This window comes from Rubritalea marina DSM 17716, from assembly GCF_000378105.1.
Lineage (GTDB): Bacteria > Verrucomicrobiota > Verrucomicrobiia > Verrucomicrobiales > Akkermansiaceae > Rubritalea > Rubritalea marina.
Map to the genome: position 1 here is coordinate 267,462 of NZ_KB899247.1, position 20,846 is coordinate 288,307.

The 20,846-nt window shown below is 50.4% G+C and carries 17 protein-coding genes and 2 tRNA genes; 11 read left to right on the forward strand and 8 right to left on the reverse strand.

Features of this window, described 5'->3' with window-relative positions:
- Nucleotides 1-265: 265 nt before the first annotated feature.
- Nucleotides 266-2,272, forward strand: a complete 2,007-nt coding sequence (locus tag F454_RS0101125; protein WP_018968782.1) for an alpha amylase C-terminal domain-containing protein — start codon at nt 266-268, stop codon at nt 2,270-2,272.
- Between the two features lie 18 nt (nt 2,273-2,290).
- On the opposite strand, the gene F454_RS0101130 is transcribed toward F454_RS0101125, so the two are convergent.
- Nucleotides 2,291-2,623, reverse strand: a complete 333-nt coding sequence (locus tag F454_RS0101130; protein WP_018968783.1) for an Hpt domain-containing protein — start codon at nt 2,621-2,623, stop codon at nt 2,291-2,293.
- Nucleotides 2,624-2,810: 187 nt separating this feature from the next.
- On the opposite strand from F454_RS0101130, the gene F454_RS0101135 reads away from it, so the two are divergent.
- Nucleotides 2,811-3,116, forward strand: a complete 306-nt coding sequence (locus tag F454_RS0101135) for a DUF1330 domain-containing protein (protein WP_018968784.1) — start codon at nt 2,811-2,813, stop codon at nt 3,114-3,116.
- Nucleotides 3,117-3,127: 11 nt separating this feature from the next.
- On the opposite strand, the gene F454_RS0101140 is transcribed toward F454_RS0101135, so the two are convergent.
- Nucleotides 3,128-4,723 carry a chloride channel protein gene (locus tag F454_RS0101140; RefSeq protein ID WP_018968785.1) on the reverse strand — a complete coding sequence of 532 codons (1,596 nt, stop codon included), beginning with the start codon at nt 4,721-4,723 and terminating at the stop codon, nt 3,128-3,130.
- A 293-nt stretch (nt 4,724-5,016) separates the two neighbouring features.
- Between F454_RS0101140 and F454_RS0101145 the strand changes: the two genes are divergently transcribed.
- From F454_RS0101145 to F454_RS16630, 4 genes are all read left to right on the forward strand, one after another.
- Nucleotides 5,017-5,580: a hypothetical protein gene (locus F454_RS0101145; RefSeq protein ID WP_018968786.1), complete on the forward strand. Its 564-nt coding sequence runs from the start codon at nt 5,017-5,019 to the stop codon at nt 5,578-5,580.
- 24 nt (nt 5,581-5,604) lie between these two features.
- Nucleotides 5,605-6,120 carry a YbjN domain-containing protein gene (locus F454_RS0101150; RefSeq protein ID WP_018968787.1) on the forward strand — a complete coding sequence of 172 codons (516 nt, stop codon included), beginning with the start codon at nt 5,605-5,607 and terminating at the stop codon, nt 6,118-6,120.
- Between the two features lie 152 nt (nt 6,121-6,272).
- Nucleotides 6,273-6,962, forward strand: coding sequence for an NUDIX hydrolase (locus F454_RS0101155; protein WP_018968788.1), 690 nt, complete (start codon nt 6,273-6,275; stop codon nt 6,960-6,962).
- Between the two features lie 35 nt (nt 6,963-6,997).
- A complete protein-coding gene (locus F454_RS16630; protein WP_018968789.1) occupies nt 6,998-8,407 on the forward strand; it encodes an O-acetyl-ADP-ribose deacetylase in 1,410 nt (469 codons plus the stop codon).
- Between the two features lie 144 nt (nt 8,408-8,551).
- Here F454_RS16630 and F454_RS0101165 read toward each other — a convergent pair whose 3' ends face one another.
- From F454_RS0101165 to cysS, 3 genes are all read right to left on the reverse strand, one after another.
- The gene (locus F454_RS0101165; protein ID WP_018968790.1) at nt 8,552-11,326 is read right to left on the reverse strand and encodes a bifunctional aconitate hydratase 2/2-methylisocitrate dehydratase; all 2,775 of its coding nucleotides are present in this window, start codon (nt 11,324-11,326) and stop codon (nt 8,552-8,554) included.
- 234 nt (nt 11,327-11,560) lie between these two features.
- A complete protein-coding gene (hemB, locus tag F454_RS0101170) occupies nt 11,561-12,547 on the reverse strand; it encodes a porphobilinogen synthase (protein ID WP_018968791.1) in 987 nt (328 codons plus the stop codon).
- Between the two features lie 22 nt (nt 12,548-12,569).
- Nucleotides 12,570-13,979, reverse strand: coding sequence for a cysteine--tRNA ligase (gene cysS, locus F454_RS0101175; protein WP_018968792.1), 1,410 nt, complete (start codon nt 13,977-13,979; stop codon nt 12,570-12,572).
- A 197-nt stretch (nt 13,980-14,176) separates the two neighbouring features.
- On the opposite strand from cysS, the gene F454_RS0101180 reads away from it, so the two are divergent.
- Nucleotides 14,177-14,257, forward strand: a tRNA-Leu gene (locus tag F454_RS0101180).
- A gap of 28 nt (nt 14,258-14,285) precedes the next feature.
- Nucleotides 14,286-14,579: a hypothetical protein gene (locus tag F454_RS0101185; protein ID WP_018968793.1), complete on the forward strand. Its 294-nt coding sequence runs from the start codon at nt 14,286-14,288 to the stop codon at nt 14,577-14,579.
- A gap of 16 nt (nt 14,580-14,595) precedes the next feature.
- On the opposite strand, the gene F454_RS0101190 is transcribed toward F454_RS0101185, so the two are convergent.
- On the reverse strand, nt 14,596-15,714 hold the full coding sequence (locus F454_RS0101190; protein WP_018968794.1) for an LOG family protein: 1,119 nt from the start codon (nt 15,712-15,714) through the stop codon (nt 14,596-14,598).
- A gap of 127 nt (nt 15,715-15,841) precedes the next feature.
- Between F454_RS0101190 and F454_RS0101195 the strand changes: the two genes are divergently transcribed.
- The 3 genes from F454_RS0101195 to msrA all read left to right on the forward strand — a co-directional run bounded on the left by F454_RS0101195 (nt 15,842) and on the right by msrA (nt 17,538).
- A tRNA-Ser gene (locus F454_RS0101195) sits at nt 15,842-15,931 on the forward strand.
- 140 nt (nt 15,932-16,071) lie between these two features.
- Complete coding sequence (locus F454_RS0101200; RefSeq protein WP_018968795.1) at nt 16,072-16,860, forward strand: M48 family metallopeptidase; 789 nt, start codon at nt 16,072-16,074, stop codon at nt 16,858-16,860.
- Between the two features lie 117 nt (nt 16,861-16,977).
- Complete coding sequence (msrA, locus tag F454_RS0101205; RefSeq protein ID WP_018968796.1) at nt 16,978-17,538, forward strand: peptide-methionine (S)-S-oxide reductase MsrA; 561 nt, start codon at nt 16,978-16,980, stop codon at nt 17,536-17,538.
- A gap of 97 nt (nt 17,539-17,635) precedes the next feature.
- Here the strand turns inward: msrA and F454_RS13725 are convergent, their stop codons facing one another.
- Nucleotides 17,636-18,982 carry a MipA/OmpV family protein gene (locus tag F454_RS13725; RefSeq protein ID WP_018968797.1) on the reverse strand — a complete coding sequence of 449 codons (1,347 nt, stop codon included), beginning with the start codon at nt 18,980-18,982 and terminating at the stop codon, nt 17,636-17,638.
- A gap of 135 nt (nt 18,983-19,117) precedes the next feature.
- The gene (locus F454_RS0101215) at nt 19,118-20,785 is read right to left on the reverse strand and encodes a glutamine--tRNA ligase/YqeY domain fusion protein (RefSeq protein WP_205618972.1); all 1,668 of its coding nucleotides are present in this window, start codon (nt 20,783-20,785) and stop codon (nt 19,118-19,120) included.
- Nucleotides 20,786-20,846 lie beyond the last annotated feature (61 nt).

Sequence of the window (20,846 nt, forward strand, 5' to 3'; positions counted from 1 at the left end):
TGGTTTGTTCTGAATACCACGTCATTTATTGGCTCACTAACCAGAGAGGCACAAATCCTTCGATCTAGCATCAGGTCGCGTGATTACTCGAGCACATGAGAGACTACGCAGCGGTATCATCTTTTGTTTCGTTAGAATTTTCGAGCACTTCATTGAATTACCTAGTTGAGCAAGCACACACCTGCCTCAATATACTGCACCACAATTCCAAGAACCCAGAACAAAAGTATCGCACTCAGCGACGATGTTGTTAGGTTACTCCTAGATGAACCATCAAGAAACTCCAATTCTGGTACAGAACGACATTTGGCTTAAAGATCAAAGTGGCGCGATCCAACACCGAATCGACCGCTTCCATCATAAGCTGGCCGAGATCGAATCCCAATTTGGCAGCTTACGAAACTTCGCAGACACGCAGCTACGACTAGGCGTACACTACGATGCTAAAGCAGACAGTTGGGAGCTTTGTGAATGGGCACCCAATGCCAAGGCCCTTGCCATTGTTGGCGAATTCAATGATTGGGACGGCGAGGCTAATCCGATGGTTCAAGACGCAAACGGCCATTGGACGGCCACAGTGCCGGGGGCATCACTCAAGCATGGAGATCTAATCAAGCTTCGTATTCTGGGGGCAGACAACTCACTGCGCGACCGCATCCCCGCAACGATCACTCGTGCACTCCAAGACCCCAAAACACACGACTTTAGTGGCCAAATCTGGAACCCATCAGAGAACTACCAATGGAAACACCACTTCGATCCACAATCTATCGAGGCGCCTATTGTCTACGAAGCGCATACTGGGATGGCTGGCGAAGAAGCTCGACTGCATAGCTACCGAGAATTTGCTGAAAACATCATTCCTCGAGTGAAAAAGCTAGGCTACAACACCATCCAATTGATGGCGGTTCAGGAGCATCCTTACTATGGATCATTTGGTTATCACGTCTCTAACTTTTTCGCTGCGTGTTCGCGCTTTGGAACGCCAGAAGACCTCAAATTCTTGGTCGACACAGCACACGCTCACGGTATCGCCGTGATCATGGATATCGTCCACTCTCATGCGGTTAAAAACCTTGCTGAAGGGCTGAATGAATTTGATGGCACCGACCACCAATACTTCCACGGCGGCAGCAAAGGCGACCACCCGCAGTGGGATTCTAAGTGCTTTGACTATGGCAAAGAAGAGGTGCAGCGATTCCTTCTCTCCAACGTGCGCTACTGGCTAGAAGAATTTCAATTCGACGGCTTCCGCTTTGATGGTGTGACATCAATGCTCTATGATCATCACGGCAACATTGCCTTCGATCACTATGACAAGTACTTCAGCAATGGTGTCGACCACGATTGTGTGCTCTACCTCCAACTCGCCACCACCCTTGCTGAATCAATCAAACCTGGGGTGCTCAATATCGCAGAAGACATGTCCGGCATGCCAGGTCTCTGCCGCCCTATCCATGAAGGCGGGATTGGCTTTAGCCATCGCTTAGCAATGGGATTGCCAGATTACTGGATCAAACTCCTCAAGCACAAACGTGACGACGACTGGAATGTCGAAGAAATTTGGGAAACTCTCACCAACCGCCGCCACATGGAAGCAAACATTGCCTACGCTGAGTCACACGATCAGGCACTCGTGGGCGACAAGACGCTCGCCTTCTGGCTGATGGACAAGGAGATGTACTGGCACATGGCTCTCGATGACCCACACCCAGTGATTGACCGCGGCATCGCCATGCACAAGCTTATCCGGCTACTCACCTCCATGATTGGCGGTGAAGGCTACCTCACCTTTATGGGGAATGAGTTCGGCCACCCAGAGTGGCTCGACTTCCCGCGTGAAGGCAACAATTGGTCCTACCATTACTGCCGCCGTCAATGGTCGCTCGTCGATCACCCAGAGCTCAAATACAAGCTCCTCAATGCCTTTGATGCCGCGATGATCCACTCGCTAGAGCAACATAAAATTCTAAGCGCTCCACAGGCTAAGCAACTATGCGCACACCCAGGAGATCACGTACTCGCATTCGAACGCGCCAACGTCATCACGGCCGTCAATATTCACCCGACTCAATCCTACACAGACTACCACATCCACGTCCCACACGGAGGTCGCTACAAAGTCATTCTAAACTCAGATGACCCAAGCTTTGGTGGGCACGACCGGATCCAATCCGGGATGGAGCTCGACACTGTGGATGGCGCCTTTGGCCCAGCATTATCGCTCTATCTTCCCTGTCGTAGTGGTTACAGTTTGATACAGGTTGGGTAACTGCTCAGCAGCGACGTCTTAAATTTTACTTAAGGCGTCCCTTGCTGCCGCGACTGATTGCACGAACAATTGCTCAAGTGCCTTCACTTGCTCGTCACTTAAGGTGACTGCGCCAATCGACTCCAATTCAGCACAGCGTTCATAGAGCGCGCTCATACCCAACATCCCTGAAGATCCTTTGAGTTGATGCAGTGCATCTTTGACTTGGGTGCCTGAGTCAGCAGTCGCATCCGCAACCGCTTTAATCAAGGTAGTGGCATTGAGCTCATAGTCGTCGACAATGAGGGTGAATGTCTCAGCGTCGCCACAGACTAAGCTGTCGAATTGGGAGTGATCAAGAATGTCGGCCATAAGTAGATTACTAACAATATAGGCTAGTGAATTGAGATCGGTCAATGCCGCAGTGCAGCAATTCTGATCCTCTCCCATTCGCGCAATACCCTGAACGGTCGTCAATACGTGTGATGGCGCACAATCAAAATTTAGCGTATCCATAATCCAGCATCGCAAATCGTCGGTGCTAAAATAGAAAAACCAAATGAAGCATTACTCCGTTTTAGAAGTCACTCCCACCACCGATGCATGGATCCCTGCCTACATCGAGCCCACCACCAATCTCGTGAAAAAACACCATGGCCGCTACCTCGCACGCACCGCCTCTCACGAGACTAAAGAAGGTGATCGCGAGGCACCAGGTCTACGCGTGATCATCGAGTGGGATAGCAAGGAAGACGCTGAAGCATTCCTCGCTGACCCAGAGTACAAAGAGCACTTTGATGCGCGTACCGAAGGATCTATCAGCCACCACGCTTTGATCGAAGCCAAGGATGACCTCCTAGACTAAGGACGATCAAACTAGAGCTCGCTAGCATTTTGCTGGCGGGCAATATCATTCAAGGTCAGCAAACCTAGCAGCTTTTCAGGGCTAGTTGCCAAGACCACTGGGACTTGCTGAAAATTTTTACCAATCATCATGTTAGCCGCGTCGCGGATCGAGGTGTCGGGCTGCACCACCAACAATTGTTGGTTTTCAATCAAATGCTGAAGTGTTAGTTCCTGATCTGCCTCCTCAAGCTCGTGGCGAGTGACGATCCCAATGAGTGCATCGGTTGCATCGACTATGGGATAGGCGTGGTACATCAACCCCTTAGCACCTAGCGCTTTGATATTTTCTGCCACAGAATCGTTGCCACGCATCGTCCTCACCTCGTGGGTCATAATCGCTGACACTGGAAGCTTGCGGTAATCTTGGCTCCCTCGGTAGGCTGAGAACTTTTTCAGATTCACACCATCCTGAAGCAATAAGGCATCGTAGAGCGCCACTGGATTGAAATGCTTTGCGATCGACCAAGAAAGCATATTACCAGCCATCAGGGGTAGGATCAGCGAATAGTTCCCCGTCATCTCAAATATAATGATCAACGAGGTGAATGGGCAACGGATCACTGAGGAGAACATCGCCCCCATCCCGAGGAGAACACACCCACCCACTACCTGGGAACTGCCTGGCCAATTTGGGAAATTGCAATACTGCTCCAGCCCTACCAGAGCCATCCCCATCAAACCACCCAGCATCCCGCCGAGGAATAATGTCGGTGAAAAAATCCCCCCTGAGCCACCACTCGCGTAGTTGAGTACCACTGCAGCGAACTTGAACACCAGAAGTGCCAAAAGAACCTGCCACACCAACTTATCCTCAAAGGCCGCCTGCAAGCTATCGTAACCAATCGAGAACACAGAATTCTGAGGATCACCGAAAGCTCCAGTAATCTGGTAGGCCAAAATACCAATAAGGCCACAGCATAGGCCGCCAACTGCGGGGGTCGCCCAGGCAATATTCTTAAAAGGCCCAGTCTTGCAATAGCCACGCACCTGGATCACGCAACGCACAAAAAAGTGTCCGAGGAATCCAGCGATGACTCCTAGAGGGATACCCACGATCATCCAAGGCGAAGTGATGAAGTCGACATCGATGATCTCACTAGCGAGGATCGGATCCTCTCCCAACAAACTACGAGACACCGCAGCAGCAATGACAACAGCCACGACAATCCCGCCTAATGCCTTCATGGAAAAATTATCCAAAAGCTCCTCAAACACAAAGGTTATAGCTGAAAGTGGTGCATTGAATGCAGCCGCGATACCAGCCGCCATCCCCACTGGCAATGAAGCCTGCACGCGGCGTTGATCTTTAAAAATGAAACGCCCTAATCTGGAGGAAATGGCAGAGGACAAATGGACGGTTGGCCCCTCTCGACCTAGGCTGTTGCCCAAGCCGCAGAAGATTGAACCAAGCACAAAACGCCAGAACCCTGCACCAATCGGGATATGGCCACTGTGATTGTAATACGCTGTCTTCGTCTGAGGGATTCCAGATCCCGCCGATGAAGGAGTGAAATACTTCACTGCTAGCCCGACAGTCAGCCCGCCCACCGTTGGAGCGCCAATCATAATTGCATAGAACTTCCAACCACCACAGCTCGTTGCCCAATCCCACAACGCGTGGAAAATCGTGTGAATACTCCAGTGGAATAGCACCGCTGCAATACCACAGCAAAGACCAATCAAGATGCACAGCAGAAGAAAGCGCTGACTATCGTCTAGCCGCTTGTGTATCCACTCTGAAATTGCACCACGATTCTGCATAAGTCTCGATGCACATAACATCACAGTCACAAAGAACAAGACTTAGCCGGTTGACCCAACATGAATATCTGTCATATCTTCCATTCCAGCGCCCTAAAATGACCAACCTTTCTAGCTCAGAACCGAAACCATTCGTTCAGAAACTCAGACGCCTCTTCATTGGCAGCAAGCCGATCCCGGTAAGCGCATCTCACAAAGAGATCCGCTTCACTCGCAGCAAACAAGGTAGCCAATTCTTTCTCCTCGCATCCATCTTTGGCGCCTTAGCTGTGGCTCTTGCGAGTACCATGTTCACCCACTGGGGGCCTTTCGACATCGACTTCCAACGCTATATTTGGTGGGCGCTAGCGCCCTTGCTTCCCACCCTCCTATGCCTGCGTATTGCCATCTATTGCCTCAGGCACGCCTACCTGATCCTCACCCCATTGGGCGTGGAGGTTCTGCCCTTGTGGAAGCCAAGCCAACACCACCAACTTCTATACTGGGCTCAAATCGATCACGCCACCATCACATCACGCCACCTCACCCTGCACTTCAATCAGGATGAAAGCGCCGGTGTGGTCCTCAGCTTAGCCCCATTCAACAAGACACAAATCTCCTTGCTTCGCAAAGCGATCCAATCCAGAACCAATGGCGCAGAGCAGGCACATTCAGTCAGCTAAGCGATCCACTTTCCCAATTCCACCATGCGACCACCATCGATCCAACTCAACTCCGTCGTCACGGCCTTCAATGAACAGGGCTGGGCCCACGAAATCATCGAAGGACAAGAAGTGCTCAGCACAGCCTTCGAAGCACATCACACTCGTGTGCAACTCTTCGCCCAAGTCTTCAACCAGCTCAACTCGCTCACCATTGTAGGTGAAACCGCGATGCCAATCGATGAGCTCCGTCAACCACTCCTGCTAGAACTCCTCCACCGGGCGAACAAGCAAATGAACCTCGGTGGCCTTGAGTACGATCTCGACCGCCAACGACTCGTATTCCGTATCACGAACATCTTCGAGCGCGAAAAGTTCGATAAGGATATCGTCTCCACGATGGTACACTGCACGATTGCCGAAGTCGACCGCATCACCCCCTTCTGTACCATTGTTCAACAAACCGCTGAGGATCTCCTCGACGACCTGAGCATCGAGCGCCTTCTCATGCGCCAAGACCTGCTACCACCGGTCCCAGGCGATGAAGAAATGGACATTTAAAGCGCCCTTTAGAAAACTTACTTTTACCCAGCACCCAAGCTAGCAATGGCTTGGGTGTTTTTTTATAGAACCACGAGACTACATGGGACACTAAGTGTTAAATTGACACTTTTACATTTACATCGTGTAACTGTAACACTATAAAATAAATTATGTCTTTTTACTACGACTATGCACGTCCCGCTCTCACCACAGACTGTGTGGTTTTCGGCTTAGACGAAAAGGATCTCAAAGTGCTTCTAATTCAGCGCGACATTGAACCTTTTGAGGGTAAGTGGGCCCTCCCTGGGGGTTTCATCCGTGTGGGTGAATCCATCGACGACTGCGCAAAGCGTGAGCTCGAAGAAGAAACTGGCTTAAAGAACATTTTCCTCGAACAGCTCTATAGCTATGGCGCACCTAACCGCGACCCCCGAGAACATGTAATCACCGTCGCCTACTACGCTCTTGTGAACCTCATTGAACACGCGCCAAAAGCAGCCACAGATGCTCGCAACGCTGCCTGGTTTGCATTAGATGATCTCCCCTCGCTAGCCTTCGACCATGAGACAATTCTAAATACCGCCCTCAAGCGACTTAAAGGAAAGGTCCGATACCAACCAATCGGCTTCGAGCTCCTTCCTGAGAAATTCACGCTCACCCAACTCCAAAAGCTCTATGAAATCATTCTCAAAACAGAAATCGATAAACGAAATTTCCGCAAAAAAGTACTTAAACTTGGCGTCTTGATAGAGACCGATGAAGTTGAACAAGACGTCGCCCACCGTGCCGCTCGCCTATACTGTTTCGACAATAAACACTATAAAAAACTCCGCAAACAAGGCATCAACTTCGAAATTTAGAACCCTCTAGCGTTAATCAAGTGAAAAGCACTCACATGAAAGTCATCCAAGCAGACATCACCACCCTTAACTGCGAAGCCATCGTCAATGCCGCCAACTCGAGCCTTCTCGGCGGAGGCGGAGTCGATGGAGCCATTCATAATGCTGCAGGTCCCGAACTCGTCCACGAGTGTCGCCTCCTTGGTGGATGCAAGACTGGGATGGCGAAAATCACCAAAGGCTGCCAACTCAAAGCCAAATACATTATCCACACCGTTGGCCCAGTCTGGAATGGTGGTGACATGGATGAAGAGGCCAAACTATACTCCTGCTACGCGAGCAGCCTACAGCTGTGCGCTGAGCACAAAATCACCTCAGTCGCTTTTCCAGGTATTTCAACAGGTATCTACGGGTTTCCCTTGGAACGCGCAGCTCAAATTGCCGTACAAGCATGTCGAGACTTCCTCACCCATACCCACATTAACATCACCTTTTGCTGCTTCAGTAAAGGTGACGCAGATATCTACACCGACCTACTCACTCCTATTAAACTGGAGATAGATCGCTACCGTGGGGCAATGTTAGGCATGGCTGCTGGCGACGCCTTAGGAACCACCGTCGAATTCGCACCTCGCGGAGCCTTTCCCCCACTCACCGACATCGTCGGCGGTGGCCCCTTCCAACTCAAACCCGGGCAATGGACAGATGATACCTCCATGGCCCTCTGCCTCGGCCAAAGCATTGTAGCCTGTGAGGACATCAACCTACACGACCAACTCGATCGTTATGTCGACTGGTGGAAGAATGGACACAATAGTCCCACTGGATCCTGCTTTGACATTGGAGGCACTGTCCGCGCAGCACTCACTTCCTATCTTAACACTGACGACCCACACTCAGGTTCCACCCGACCTGACACCGCAGGAAATGGATCCATCATGCGCCTCGCTCCCGTACCATTATTCTATGCCAAAGACCCATACTCCGCCAGTGAAGCAGCGGCTGAATCATCACGTAGTACGCACGGCGCTGCGGAAGCCGTCGATGCCTGCCGACTCTTTGCCCACCTCATTATCCAAGCTCTCTATGGGAAATCAAAAGAAGAGATTCTCTCAACTTATCATCTTGCTTCAAACCCAAGCTTGAAGAATCTCTCACCCAAAATCGCTGCAATTGCCCACGGCGAGTACAAAGGCAAAACAACAGACGGGATTCATGGAACTGGTTACGTGGTTCAGAGCCTCGAAGCCGCGCTATGGGCATTCTATCACAGTCGAAGTTTTGAACACGGCGCACTTCTGGCAGTCAATCTTGGCGATGACGCTGACACCACTGGAGCAATCTACGGTCAAATTGCAGGAGCTTACTATGGAGCTGACGGCATCCCTTCACATTGGCTTAAGAAAATCGCTTGGCGTAAGCGGATAGTCAAACTCGCTGACCAGCTCTATGAAAAGAAAAGGTAGCCTAAGGTCACTCATGAAATTTGAATGCCGACAGCACCCAAGTCATCAATGGCTTGGGTGTTTTTTTACGTCTACCCCTTAAATGAAAAAAGTGCGACCCAATGAAGGATCGCACTTTGAAATATTGCTTTGATGAATGATTGCTTAAGCAGTCATTTCCTCTACTGCTGGAGCGAAGCTCGTGAGGTCGATACCAACTACAGCCGCCTTGTACTCTTCGATGGTTGGGATACGTCCGAGGATCGCAGAAAGAACCACGAGTGGCGTGGAACCGAGGAGGGATTCACCCTTCTTACGGTCGGAGTCAGCTACCACGCGGCCCTGGAAGAGACGTGTGGATGTTGCGAGAACAGTGTCACCCTTCTCCGCTTTTTCCTGGTTACCCATGCAGAGGTTACAACCTGGGCGCTCGAGGTAGAGGATGTTCTCGTACTCAGTACGCGCAGTGTTCTTAGGATTGTTGTCGTCGAATTCGAAACCCGAGTACTTCTGAAGAATATCCCAGTCGCCTTCAGCCTTGAGCTCATCGATGATGTTGTAGGTTGGCGCTGTCACCACGAGTGGAGCCTGGAACTGCACGTCACCTTGTTGCTCTTCGAGATTCTTGAGCATCTTAGCAACGATCTTGATGTCGCCTTTATGCACCATGCAGGAACCAACGAAACCGAGGTCCACGTGCTTTTCGCCGCCGTAGAAGTCGAGGTCACGAATCGTGTCGTGGGTGTAGCGCTTGGAAACATCTTCGTTTTTCACGTCTGGGTCAGCGATCATTGGCTGAACAATCTTGTCGAGATCGACCACGAGCTCAGCGTAGTAGTTCGCATTCGCGTCAGGTGCGAGTGGTGGCTTAGCACCGGAGCGGATTTCTTCGATACGCTTGTCTGCTTTATCGATGAGGCCCTGGAGCACCTTATTCCCGTTGTCCATGCCCTTGTCGATCATGATCTTGATACGGCTCTTCGCGATTTCGAGAGACTCGATGAGTGTCTCGTCCTGTGAGATACAGATAGCAGCCTTCGCCTTCATTTCCGCAGTCCAGTCAGTGAAGGTGAATGCTTGGTCAGCGAGTAGTGTGCCGATGTGCACCTCGATGATGCGGCCCTGGAAAACATTGTCACCAGAGAATTTTTCAAGCATCTGAAGCTGAGTCGCATGCACCACATCACGGAAGTCCATGTGATCCTTCATCTCACCCTTGAAGGTGACTTTTACAGACTTAGGGATCGGCATCGTAGCCTCGCCAGTAGCGAGCGCCAGCGCTACCGTGCCGGAGTCAGCACCGAAGGCCACGCCCTTGGACATACGCGTGTGAGAGTCACCACCAATGATGATGTCCCAGTCGTCCACGGTGAGGTCGTTGAGCACTTTGTGAATCACGTCAGTCATGGCGTGATATTTGTCTTCTGGGTCACGTGCTGTGATGAGCCCAAACTTCTGCATGAAGCTCATGAGCTTCGGAATGTTTGCTTGAGCCTTCTTGTCCCATACGGAAGCAGTGTGACAACCAGACTGGTACGCCGCATCCACGATAGGTGAAATAACCGTAGCAGCCATCGCCTCTAGTTCCTGAGAAGTCATGAGACCCGTTGTGTCCTGTGAACCTACCACGTTTACTTCAACACGAACGTCTGAGCCAGCTAACAATGGATCGGAGCTAGCAACGCCCACTGCATTGCGGTTGAAGATTTTCTCTACCGCTGTGAGACCTTGCTCAGCATTCGAAATTTCCTTAGAAGCAGCATACACAAGTGGAGCATCCACTCCCAGTGTCTTAGCCGCAAATGTCTGAAGCTTCTTACCAAAGACGATGGCGTATGAACCACCAGCCTTCATGAATTCCACTTTCTGTGGTGTGAATGCCGATGATACGTCTACGAGTTCCTTACCAGCTGCGTCGTAGAGTTTCTTCTCTTGGGTATTGATCGTGAGAACGGTGCCTGTGGATACCTCGTAGGTCTGTTCAAGGATGGTCTCGCCATCAGCATCAAATACGACATTGCCCTCAGCATCCGTCTTCTTCACCCAGTTCTTCAGGTCGATTCCAATACCACCAGTCACCCCAACAGTCGTGAGGAAAATTGGAGAAATACCATTGGTGCCAGCTACCACTGGAGCGATGTTCACGAATGGCACGTATGGGCTCGCCTGGTGACCTGCCCAGAGAGCCACGTTGTTGATACCAGACATACGGGAGGAGCCCACACCCATGGTGCCCTTCTCCGCGATGAGCATCACGCGAGCGCCTGGGTTGTCTGCTTGAAGTTGAGAAATCTCAGCCTGTGCAGCCGGAGTGATCATGCACTTACCATGAAGCTCACGGTCGGAGCGTGAGTGTGCTTCACCACCCGGTGAAAGCAAGTCAGTGGAGATATCACCTTCACCGGCGATGTAAGTCACCACTTTGATTTCCTCAGGAACCTCTGGAAGCTTAGTGAAGAACTCAGCCTGTGCGTAGCTTTCGAGAATCTCTTTGGCAACTGTGTTGCCAGCCTTGAATGCAGCTTCGAGACGCTCGGTATCCGCATCGTAGAGGAACACCTGAGTCTTAAGAACTGCACCTGCTTGTTCAGCAATACCTTGGTCGTCGCCAAGCGCGAGATCGAGAAGTGCAGCCACTGATGGACCCCCCTTCATGTGTGAGAGAAGCTCGAAAGCAAACTCAACAGAAATCTCTTCCACGGATACTTCACCAAGGATGATTTCTTTCAAAAATTGTGCCTTCACACCCGCAGCACTGGTGGTACCAGGAAGTGTGTTGTAGATGAAAAAGTTCAGGGACTCTTTTCTGTGGGCGTTGCCGAGGTCTTTGATCTGGGCTACGATCTCTGCGAGCAAATCGTCGCTGTCGATCGGCTTCGGGTTGAGACCCTCGCCTTTGCGCTGCTCGATTTCGTTTAAATATTCTGTGTACAAGCTCATAAATTCGGCGCGATTGTCCACCGAAGCCCCAAGAATTCAAGCAATTTTTACGCGCCAGAATGCCAGCTCAAGCCAAAGCCCGTAAGGCCTACTGGCATCAAGGATGACACGGTGTGATTTGCTAGACGACTAAAGCTCAAAAGATGAATTCAACTCATCGATATGATGAGATATGAATAAAGCTCGAAAAGCCTGAGCTAGAAAGCCACGAAGGTAGCTCTACCATTGTGGAATCTACCCTTCCTTTTGCCAACGAGCGACGTCTTTGGCGAAGTAGGAAAGAATAAAGTCGGCACCAGCACGCTTAATACCAGTGAGGCTCTCAAGCACGACAGCTTTTTCATCAACCCAACCGCCAGCGGCAGCAGCCTTGATCATCAGGTACTCGCCACTGACTTGGTAAGCGGAGATAGGGAGCGTAGTCGCTTCGCGAAGCTGAGCGATGATATCAAGGTAAGCTCCGGCAGGTTTCACCATGATCATGTCGGCACCTTCAGCTTCATCCAAGAGCGCTTCACGCACTGCCTCGCGGCTATTGGCGTAATCCATTTGGTAAGTTTTCTTGTCGCCAGCCTTGGGCGCAGAATCAAGAGCGCCGCGGAATGGTCCATAATACGCCGAGGCGTACTTAGCCGTGTAGGAAAGTATAGAAACATCTGGGAAGCCAGCAGCATCGAGTGCGCAACGCAGCGCTTCGACGCGGCCATCCATCATGTCGCTTGGCGATACGATATCCGCACCAGCCACAGCATGACTCACCGCCTGCTTGCAGAGCACCTCCACCGTTTCGTCATTGAGAATTTCTAGCTCCCCATCCTCGCGTTGTTTGACGAGACCATCGTGCCCATCAGAATTGTATGGATCAAGTGCCACATCAGTGATCACGCAGAGCTCAGGATAGGCAGACTTAAGCGCCTTGATGGCACGAGGGACCAAGCCGTTGGCATTATAGGATTCATCAGCTTGAGAGGTCTTCAATGCGTCCGCAACTGCTGGAAAAATTACAACTGCTGGCACGCCTAGGGCGTATGCTTCACCAGCTTCTTTCACCAAGCCCTCAACACTCCAACGAGTGCAGCCTGGCATCGACTCAATCGCCACATCCTCATCAGATTCGTGCACGAAGAGCGGGTAGATGAAATCGCCAGCATCTAGGCTTGTCTCGCGCACGAGATTACGAATAGCGGCGGACTTGCGGTTGCGGCGTGGTCGTTGAAGCATGGTAGAAGTTCAGGTATGGTTGTTAAAGTTGCTCTAAGCTGTAACCCTCATTGCCATCTTTGACAAGCCAGCCAAGCTCTTTCAGTTGATCGCGTAGTTCATCAGACTTCGCCCAATCTTTATCTGAACGTGCCTGCCAACGTGCCGCAGCGAGCTCTTGGATATGAGGGGGAGCTTCAACCACCACCTCTTCTTCCACCACTGGAAGCTCAAAGCCCAAGGCATGAAGCATGAAGTGCAGCCCCTTCCACTGAGTAAGAGGGTTCGGTTCGTTTTGCGCGCGCCGGAGAGCTCCGAACATCGCACCAATCGCGCGCTGGGTATTGAGATCCTCGCACAGTCCCTCCCAAGCATTTTCGAATAAACCTTTGTCTTCGAGTCCGATCAAGGACTCATAGCTTGGTGCTTCGTCTTGACCTGCGAGCTCCGCCAAAGCGCGCTCAGCCTTGAGCAACTTATCGAGTGCTTCACCAGCAGCATGCAGACTATCGAGGGTGAAATTGAGCTGCTTGCTGTAGTGTGCCCCCACTAGGGTGAAGCGAACGGCATTTGCAGCAAACCCCTTTTCCAAAAGGTCATCTAGACGGAAGAAATTCCCCAGTGATTTCGACATTTTCTTACCCTCAACGAGTAAATGCGTGATGTGAAACCAATGCGCGGCAAAGTCACCGCCACAGGAACATTTACTCTGTGCGATCTCGTTCTCGTGATGCGGAAATACCAGGTCTTCACCGCCTGAGTGCATGTCAAAGCTAGCACCTAGGTGCTCACGAATCATCGCTGAACATTCCAAATGCCACCCAGGGCGCCCTTCGCCCCAAGGGCTTTGCCAAAAATTATCACCATCCTCATCACGTCGTGACTTCCATAGGACAAAATCTGCCACGCTATCTTTCTCGTACTCGTCGGAGTCGTTGGTGCGTTGGTTTTGAGTCTTCCCTAGATCTAGGTCACGCGTATCAAGATGTGAGAGCTTCCCATATTCTGGGTAGGACTTGATGCTAAAGTAGACGGAACCGTCATCTGCGGCATAGGCATGTCCCTTTTCGATCAAGCTCTCGATCATCTTGATTTGTTGGGGCATGTGCTCCACAGCGCTTGGTTCGACGTGTGGCTCTAGGCAATTTAGGGCGGCACAGTCGACATGAAATTTTTCAGTCCACATGTCAGTGAACTGTTTCAGTGTCATCTCCGCAGCCTGCGAGTCACGAATCGTTTTGTCATCCACGTCAGTAAGGTTGCGCACGTGTTTCGTCGGCGTCCCACTGAGCTCCAAAGCACGACGAAAAACATCCTGAAGCACGAATGTACGGAAGTTTCCGATGTGGGCTGGCCCGTACACCGTAGGTCCACAACAGTAAATACCATAACGTTCTCCGTATTTGGGGCTCACTGTGGTGACTTCTCGTTGCAATGTATTGAACAGACGCATGCCCCGCTTTAGACGTCATTCACCAACTTGAAAAGGCGATTTGCAGGAAATCTTGGCTCCAAGCGCACCTCATACAAGGGAAACTAAGCCGCCGATGCATGTCATGATCACTGAGTCTCAAGCAACAGAAAAAAAGATCATCTCACACGTTGACAATTTCGTAAAAGTCGACAGTATCCGTCCCGCACTAAGGAGTAGCCGGCGTGGCGGAATTGGTAGACGCGCTCGACTCAAAATCGAGTTCCTTGTGAGTGCCGGTTCGATCCCGGCCGCCGGTATTTTTTTACATCTGCAATCCCCTGAGCCTTGACCATTCTCATTATCATTGCGGTTCTCTCAGCCATCTTTTTTAGAAAATCCGCAAAGGCAAAGGGCTACAATAGCCGCAAATTTTGGGTACTCCCCTGCCTCATATCAGGCATCCTCATGCTCATGGCTATTCTGGCGAGCAGCGTCGGCACCATGATGATGACCTCGAAGACAGCCGTGGAGATGCAACGTTTCATTGTTAGCATTCTTGCTGTGATCGTCCAAATCACCGTGCTATTGCGCATACGCAAACAAATCAAGCAACTCCCTGATCGCTCAGCTAGCGAATAGGAGCTGCTAAGAAAGCCTAATTGTCTGTCTCGACTTCAGCGAGATTGATCGCATCGATAAACTCTCGGAGCCGTCCGAAATCGTTGCGCCCATGACGTAACACAATCCTTGGAAGGTCTAGCAACTCTTTCTCATTCATTTCAGCCTTGAGTGCACCATTCTGGCGCATCTTCCCTGCAGACACAATGTCTGCAAAATCCTCAGAAAGTTTTGCAAAAGCTTTCTTGCTGAGCGCCTGGTGCATGCGCACCACCAATTGATCGCCTACATAACGGTAGGAATGGAAGTTCTTGTAGAACTGCACGATTTCTTGAACCGCCTCTTCCACATCATCCGTAACCTTGAAAAGGGAGAAATCTGATTCTGAAATCAACTTCAACCGCATCAAGTGTTCCTCCATAAATTGCAGCCAAAACTTCCAATATGTCCCACCTTTACAGTCAAGCAACACCAATGGATAAACGGTGCTCTTTCCGGTCTGAATCAATGTCAGAGCCTCGAAAATCTCATCCATCGTGCCCACCCCACCTGGCATCGCAACAGCCGCGTCGGCTTCCTTCACGAAAGCGAGCTTACGGGTGAAAAAGTAATTAAATTCAATCAACTTTTCATCACCGTTGATGAATGGATTGGCAGAGGTCTCAAATGGCAAACTAATATCCAAGCCAAAGGTATTCTCTCGGCCAGCACCCTCATTTCCTGCAGCCATGATCCCTGGACCCGCACCCGTGATCGTCATGAACCCCTCCTCTACGATACGCCTCGCAAACTGCACCGTGGTTTGGTATTCGGGTTCGTCCGGCTTAGTTCTTGCCGAACCAAAAATCCCGACCTTCTTCTCAAAACGGAACGGATGGTAGACTCGACTGGATTCCGCCATTTCCTTGAGCGCTCGGTTCATTAATTTAAAGTCCCCCATGGAAATCGACTCGCGCCCGAGACGTAAGGCTGTAGTGATCATTTCAGCAATCAGGCAAACGTTCTGATCCGTCCCCACGGCTTGCGACAACTGCATCACCTGTTCATCCACTTTGGGATCTCCGGTACTCCCGATATAATTGCATGAGGCTGCTAGTATCTCTCCTCCTGTAAAATCTTTTTCCTGCGGAACTCTAACGTGCTTCTTTTTTGACATACCGGTCAGTTTATATCAATTCGGAACGAATAGCTAGAGATCTCATCATAAATAGTATCTTTGTTGTACTGCGTGCTTGCCAAACTCCTAGCAATGCGCTGTTCTTTGGCGCAGCCAAATTGCACTCGGAGGGGTGGCAGAGCGGTTGAATGCACCGGTCTTGAAAACCGGCAAGGGTTAACGCCCTTCGAGGGTTCGAATCCCTCCCCCTCTGCCACTATAAAGCGACCCACTTCGGGTCGCTTTTTTGGTTCTCAGCCACCAAGAGATCGAGAATCACTGCCATGCATAGGAAAAAGTGCTGCCATCCCTACAAATCGTTTCCGATCACCCAGCCAATGTGGTATACAATGAAGTATGCGCAAGGCACTAACCTCATTACTGTTAGCAAGCAGCTTTCTTTTCAGCGGCTGTGTGGCACCGCCAGCTATTGATCCTCAGGGAAATGTCCGGGTTACCCCAACAAGTAGCTCGCTTCAATCCCAAGGAGCTCAAGAGTTCCTAAAGCTAAAACAAGCCAAAAAGATTTCAAAGAATTCGACATACAATGCGCAACTTCAGCGCGTGGCGCGTCGACTTACTCCTGTCATCAACCTCCCCGGGGCCAAGTGGGAATTTGTCGTCTTTGAAGACAAATCTCCCAACGCATTTGCATTACCTGGTGGCAAAGTGGGTATCCATACAGGGATGTTTAAAATCACCCAGACTGATGCAGGTCTCGCTGCGGTGGTGGGTCATGAAATTGCCCACGTGACATCAAACCATGCAGGCAAGCGTCAAACACAGCAGATCGGACTCTTGATCGGGGCCATCGCACTGGATCAAGTAGTGAAAAACCAAGGTGCTAGTGGGGGCGAGCGCGCTGCAGTGGCCGCCGGCTACGGAGCCGTTTCAACACTCGGTCTTGCCCTACCCTACTCTCGTAGCCATGAGCTAGAGGCTGATAAAGTGGGAGCTATTTATATGGCTCGCGCCGGATACGACCCTCGCGATGCGGTCAAAATGTGGCGTCGCTTTGAGGCTTACAATGTCAAACAAGGACGTTCACAACCGGAATTCCTCAGTACCCACCCACTCGATCAGACAAGGATCTCAGCACTTCAAAGCTTCATGCCTACAGCCATGCAGCAGTACCGCAAGCGTTAGAACGTATCAATTACCGAGGAATAAGATTCATTGCTCTCCACTCATACCCATATCATGCCGAGTAAACGTACCTTTCTAACCCTTGCACTAGGCTTACTAACAAGCACTTCATTCACCATGGCCAACGAAGCACCAAAACCAGACGCAGCCCTTGAAAAAATCTCACTGGGAGCTGGTTGTTTCTGGTGCGTTGAGGCGATCTACAACCGCATCGAAGGAGTCAAATCAGCTGTATCTGGCTACCAAAACGGTCATCTCAAAAACCCCACTTACAAGGACATCTGCACCGGGAAGACAGGACACGCAGAGGTAGTTCTGGTCACCTACGATCCTAAAGTCGTCCCACTCGACACCATTCTAAAGTGGTTCTGGAAAGCACACGACCCCACCACGCTCAACCGCCAAGGTAACGATGTAGGCACCCAATATCGCTCTGGGATCTACTACTACAATGACGCTCAAAAAACGGTGGCCGAAGCTTCTCTCAAAGATGCACAAGCTGACTTTTCAGATAAGATTGTGACCGAAATTGTGAAGGCTGAAACGTTTTACCCCGCTGAGGACTACCACCAAAACTATTATCTAGAGAATAAATCAAAAAATGGCTACTGTCGCTTTGTCATCGAACCCAAAATGAAAAAGCTCGGCCTAGAAAAGAAACACAAAGTGGCTGAATAATTATTCTCTATCCATCTTGTAACTCAAAAAAACGGGGCGTGAATTTCTCACGCCCCGTTTTTTTTTGAATAAGATGTAGAATTTTTATCCTAACGGCTTAGAAACCCCCACCATGCCACTGCAGAAACACAGTGCCGTAGTTTGAGCCCCCAGAAATGCTATTGAACGCTGAAGAGCTTCCATAGATACCCGAACGGTGGTGAACGCCAACACCCAACCAAAGTTCTTCAAATGGGTCGAAGTTGAACACATCTGCTAGGTTTATATCAGCACTAATGTTTAGATAGTTCATCAATTGGCTTTCGTCTTCTCCTTTTCCAGCGAGATCAGTGCGCTCATAGTAATTCAGGTTACTCGCATAAGAAATACCCTCAGCAGCTCCAAGTCGGATTCTCCATGGAGTCGGTAAGGTGTAAAAAAGTTTCACGGCCAAGACACCTTCGTAAGAAGAAGCCTGAACATCTGAGCTATGGTGAACCACAAAGCCCGGAGTTAAGTAGAGCTCGATAGGAGCACCAAATAAGGTGTCGGATAGTGGGTGGCCATAGAAAATCGAAGTCATCGTGACATCGGCATCATCCTCGGTGTCAAAACTACCAGAAGGGATGCTCTCAAAATTCGAGGTGGTCCCCCAGCCATGGGCAATCTTCCAGAACGGCTTTGCCTCTAGTGAGGACTTCTTCACTGGTTCGGCATCGAAAAACCCAAGTCCTAGGTAAAGTTCATAGGCAAAGTTATCTTCCACGAAGTCACTCTTCCCGGCTTGATTGCCTAACCAAGAACCTTTGACCTGACCTTCAAGGTGAAGGTTACTGATGAGCTGACGACGTACCTTGAGTTTGGCGCTGCTGTTGAGACCTGCGCTCAGGCTCTGCGAATCCAATCCATAGTAATGAGAATTAAAATCTGAGGACAGCACCCCTATTTGCGCCTCAGGGAAAAACCTCCACCCTCCAGTCCTATAGTCACCAGCGAAACGTACTGCAGACTGCATACGGCCATGGACGTCACTCAAGACCTCAAACTGCACTTGGCTGTTATCATCTAACTTGTAGAAGGCTTGAATACCGAGATCACCTTCCACTCCACTATCGATTTGCTTGTATTCATTCGGAATATCAAGGAAGCGGTAGCGGCCGATGGCATTAAAGCCAGCGTACTCGTTCTCCCACAACTTCACTCCAGCATAGTCACCACGGAGGAAAAATCGCTCTCCCTCGTAGTAAAACAATGGCATCACGTCATCAGTACTAGAGGATGAAGACTTGTATGGCACATTGGCATAACGCACGGCCATCGCCAAGCCCCACTCAGGAGCAAGCGCTTCATCTTCTACGGTCAGTGGTACAAGAGCATCTGGTGCTTCCTTAGCCGATGCTGAGGAAAGCGCACAAACGACAGCTGCTAGTGACGCCAAGTACGGCAAATTGTTGTGGTGCTTCATTGCGCTTGTTATGGGCAAGAAGTCCTCACGAGTCAACCTCTTGTTAGCTTAGAGAGCGCGAAGCTCTGGGATAAAAAATCCGCCATGGAATCGAGCCCGTGACGGATGAATAAGTGCGAACTCAATCGGAAGCGTTTATTTCTTTTTAGCCCATGAGTCACGCAAGCCAACCGTACGATTGAAGCGCAACTCACCATCAAGCGTGTCAGCACAGAAATAGCCAACACGTTCAAACTGAAAGACAGCGCCATGACTCACATCCGCAAGTGTGGGTTCGAGCTTAGCCCCTTTGATGACTTGCATGCTCTCTGGATTGAGACAATTCATGAATCCACCTTCGTGAGCGTCAGGATTCTCCTCGGTGAAGAGTCGATCGTAGAGGTGCACTTCGGCCGTGTGTGCGTGCGCGGCACTAACCCAATGGATGGCCGCCTTGCACTTCACTCCTTCTGGCGGATTTTGCCCCACTGTGCCAGGAAGGTAATCCACATGCACAGCGGTCACATTGCCTTCAGCATCGGTGTCATGACTCGTGTATTGGAGAATATAGCCACCGCGTAATCGCACCGCGCGTCCGGGACCGAGGCGAAAATATTTTTTGGGTGGGTCTTCCATGAAGTCATCGCGCTCGATAAACACCTCCTTAGCAAGTGGCACCTTCCGCGTGCCAGCTTCAGGATCCTCAGGATTGTTCTGGCATTCCATCTCCTCAACATGCCCATCCTCCCAATTATCAATGACTACCTTGAGTGGCTCAAGCACGCCCATGCGACGTGATGCAATTTGATTGAGATGAGAACGTAGTTCAAACTCCAATAGCGCCACATCCGTGGTCGCATTGAATTTGGTAACACCCACTTTATGGATAAAACGCTTAATCGATTCAGGCGTGTAACCCCGGCGACGCATGCCTGACAACGTTGGCAAACGTGGGTCGTCCCAGCCACTCACGATCCCCTCCTCTACGAGCTGAAGAAGCTTGCGCTTGCTCATCACTGTGTTGGTCAGATTGAGCCTAGAAAACTCAATCTGACGTGGCGTAGCAGGTGTTGGGCAATGCTCTACAACCCATTCGTAGAGCGGGCGATGGTCCTCAAACTCTAGAGAACAAAGTGAATGGGTGACCCCCTCTTTCGCATCTTCCAATGGATGCGCAAAGTCGTACATTGGGTAGATTTTCCACTGATCACCTGTGTTGTGGTGGTCGACATTCAACACGCGGTAAATTGCCGGATCGCGCATGTTCATGTTCGGTGCTGCCATGTCGATTTTGGCGCGAAGCACTGCAGCTCCAGCCTCAAAATCGCCATCACGCATTCTCTCAAACAAGGCAAGATTCTCATCAACGGAAGAATCACGGTAGGGTGAATCTGAACCTGGAGTATTCACATTACCTCTAGCTTCACGCATTTCTTCGACACTCTGAAGATCCACATATGCGTCACCTTCACGAATCAGGTGCAGTGCACACTCATAGAAGTAATCGAAATAGTTCGATGCGTAGTAAGCTTCCTGCCCCCAATCAAAGCCCAGCCACGCCACATCCTTCTTGATGCTTTCGACATATTCAATGTCTTCCTTGATCGGGTTGGTATCATCAAAGCGCAAGTTGCACTTTGCCTGAACCGCCTGATTCTCTTGGGCAATTCCAAAATTGATACAAATCGCCTTGGCATGGCCAATGTGAAGGTAGCCATTCGGTTCTGGAGGAAACCTGGTAAGGATACTAGCATGTTTGCCACTCGCCAGGTCCTCAGCGATAATCTCTCTGATAAAGTCGTTCTTTGCTTCTGAATTGCTCATGTTGTTGTCAATCGCACGTGCTGCAACGTTCATGCGTCAATTATCTGATCCATGCAATACC

Bases quoted from the DNA above. Each gene is read 5' to 3' on its own strand.
- F454_RS16630 (WP_018968789.1), top strand. From the start codon at position 6,998: ATGAAAGTCATCCAAGCAGACATCACCACCCTTAACTGCGAAGCCATC.
- F454_RS0101125 (WP_018968782.1), top strand. From the start codon at position 266: ATGAACCATCAAGAAACTCCAATTCTGGTACAGAACGACATTTGGCTT.
- F454_RS0101140 (WP_018968785.1), bottom strand. From the start codon at position 4,723: ATGATTGGCGCTCCAACGGTGGGCGGGCTGACTGTCGGGCTAGCAGTG.
- msrA (WP_018968796.1), top strand. From the start codon at position 16,978: ATGGCCAACGAAGCACCAAAACCAGACGCAGCCCTTGAAAAAATCTCA.
- F454_RS0101155 (WP_018968788.1), top strand. From the start codon at position 6,273: ATGTCTTTTTACTACGACTATGCACGTCCCGCTCTCACCACAGACTGT.
- F454_RS0101215 (WP_205618972.1), bottom strand. From the start codon at position 20,785: ATGAGCAATTCAGAAGCAAAGAACGACTTTATCAGAGAGATTATCGCT.
- F454_RS0101145 (WP_018968786.1), top strand. From the start codon at position 5,017: ATGACCAACCTTTCTAGCTCAGAACCGAAACCATTCGTTCAGAAACTC.
- F454_RS0101190 (WP_018968794.1), bottom strand. From the start codon at position 15,714: ATGTCAAAAAAGAAGCACGTTAGAGTTCCGCAGGAAAAAGATTTTACA.
- F454_RS13725 (WP_018968797.1), bottom strand. From the start codon at position 18,982: ATGAAGCACCACAACAATTTGCCGTACTTGGCGTCACTAGCAGCTGTC.
- F454_RS0101130 (WP_018968783.1), bottom strand. From the start codon at position 2,623: ATGGCCGACATTCTTGATCACTCCCAATTCGACAGCTTAGTCTGTGGC.
- cysS (WP_018968792.1), bottom strand. From the start codon at position 13,979: ATGCGTCTGTTCAATACATTGCAACGAGAAGTCACCACAGTGAGCCCC.
- F454_RS0101165 (WP_018968790.1), bottom strand. From the start codon at position 11,326: ATGAGCTTGTACACAGAATATTTAAACGAAATCGAGCAGCGCAAAGGC.
- F454_RS0101135 (WP_018968784.1), top strand. From the start codon at position 2,811: ATGAAGCATTACTCCGTTTTAGAAGTCACTCCCACCACCGATGCATGG.
- F454_RS0101150 (WP_018968787.1), top strand. From the start codon at position 5,605: ATGCGACCACCATCGATCCAACTCAACTCCGTCGTCACGGCCTTCAAT.
- hemB (WP_018968791.1), bottom strand. From the start codon at position 12,547: ATGCTTCAACGACCACGCCGCAACCGCAAGTCCGCCGCTATTCGTAAT.
- F454_RS0101200 (WP_018968795.1), top strand. From the start codon at position 16,072: ATGCGCAAGGCACTAACCTCATTACTGTTAGCAAGCAGCTTTCTTTTC.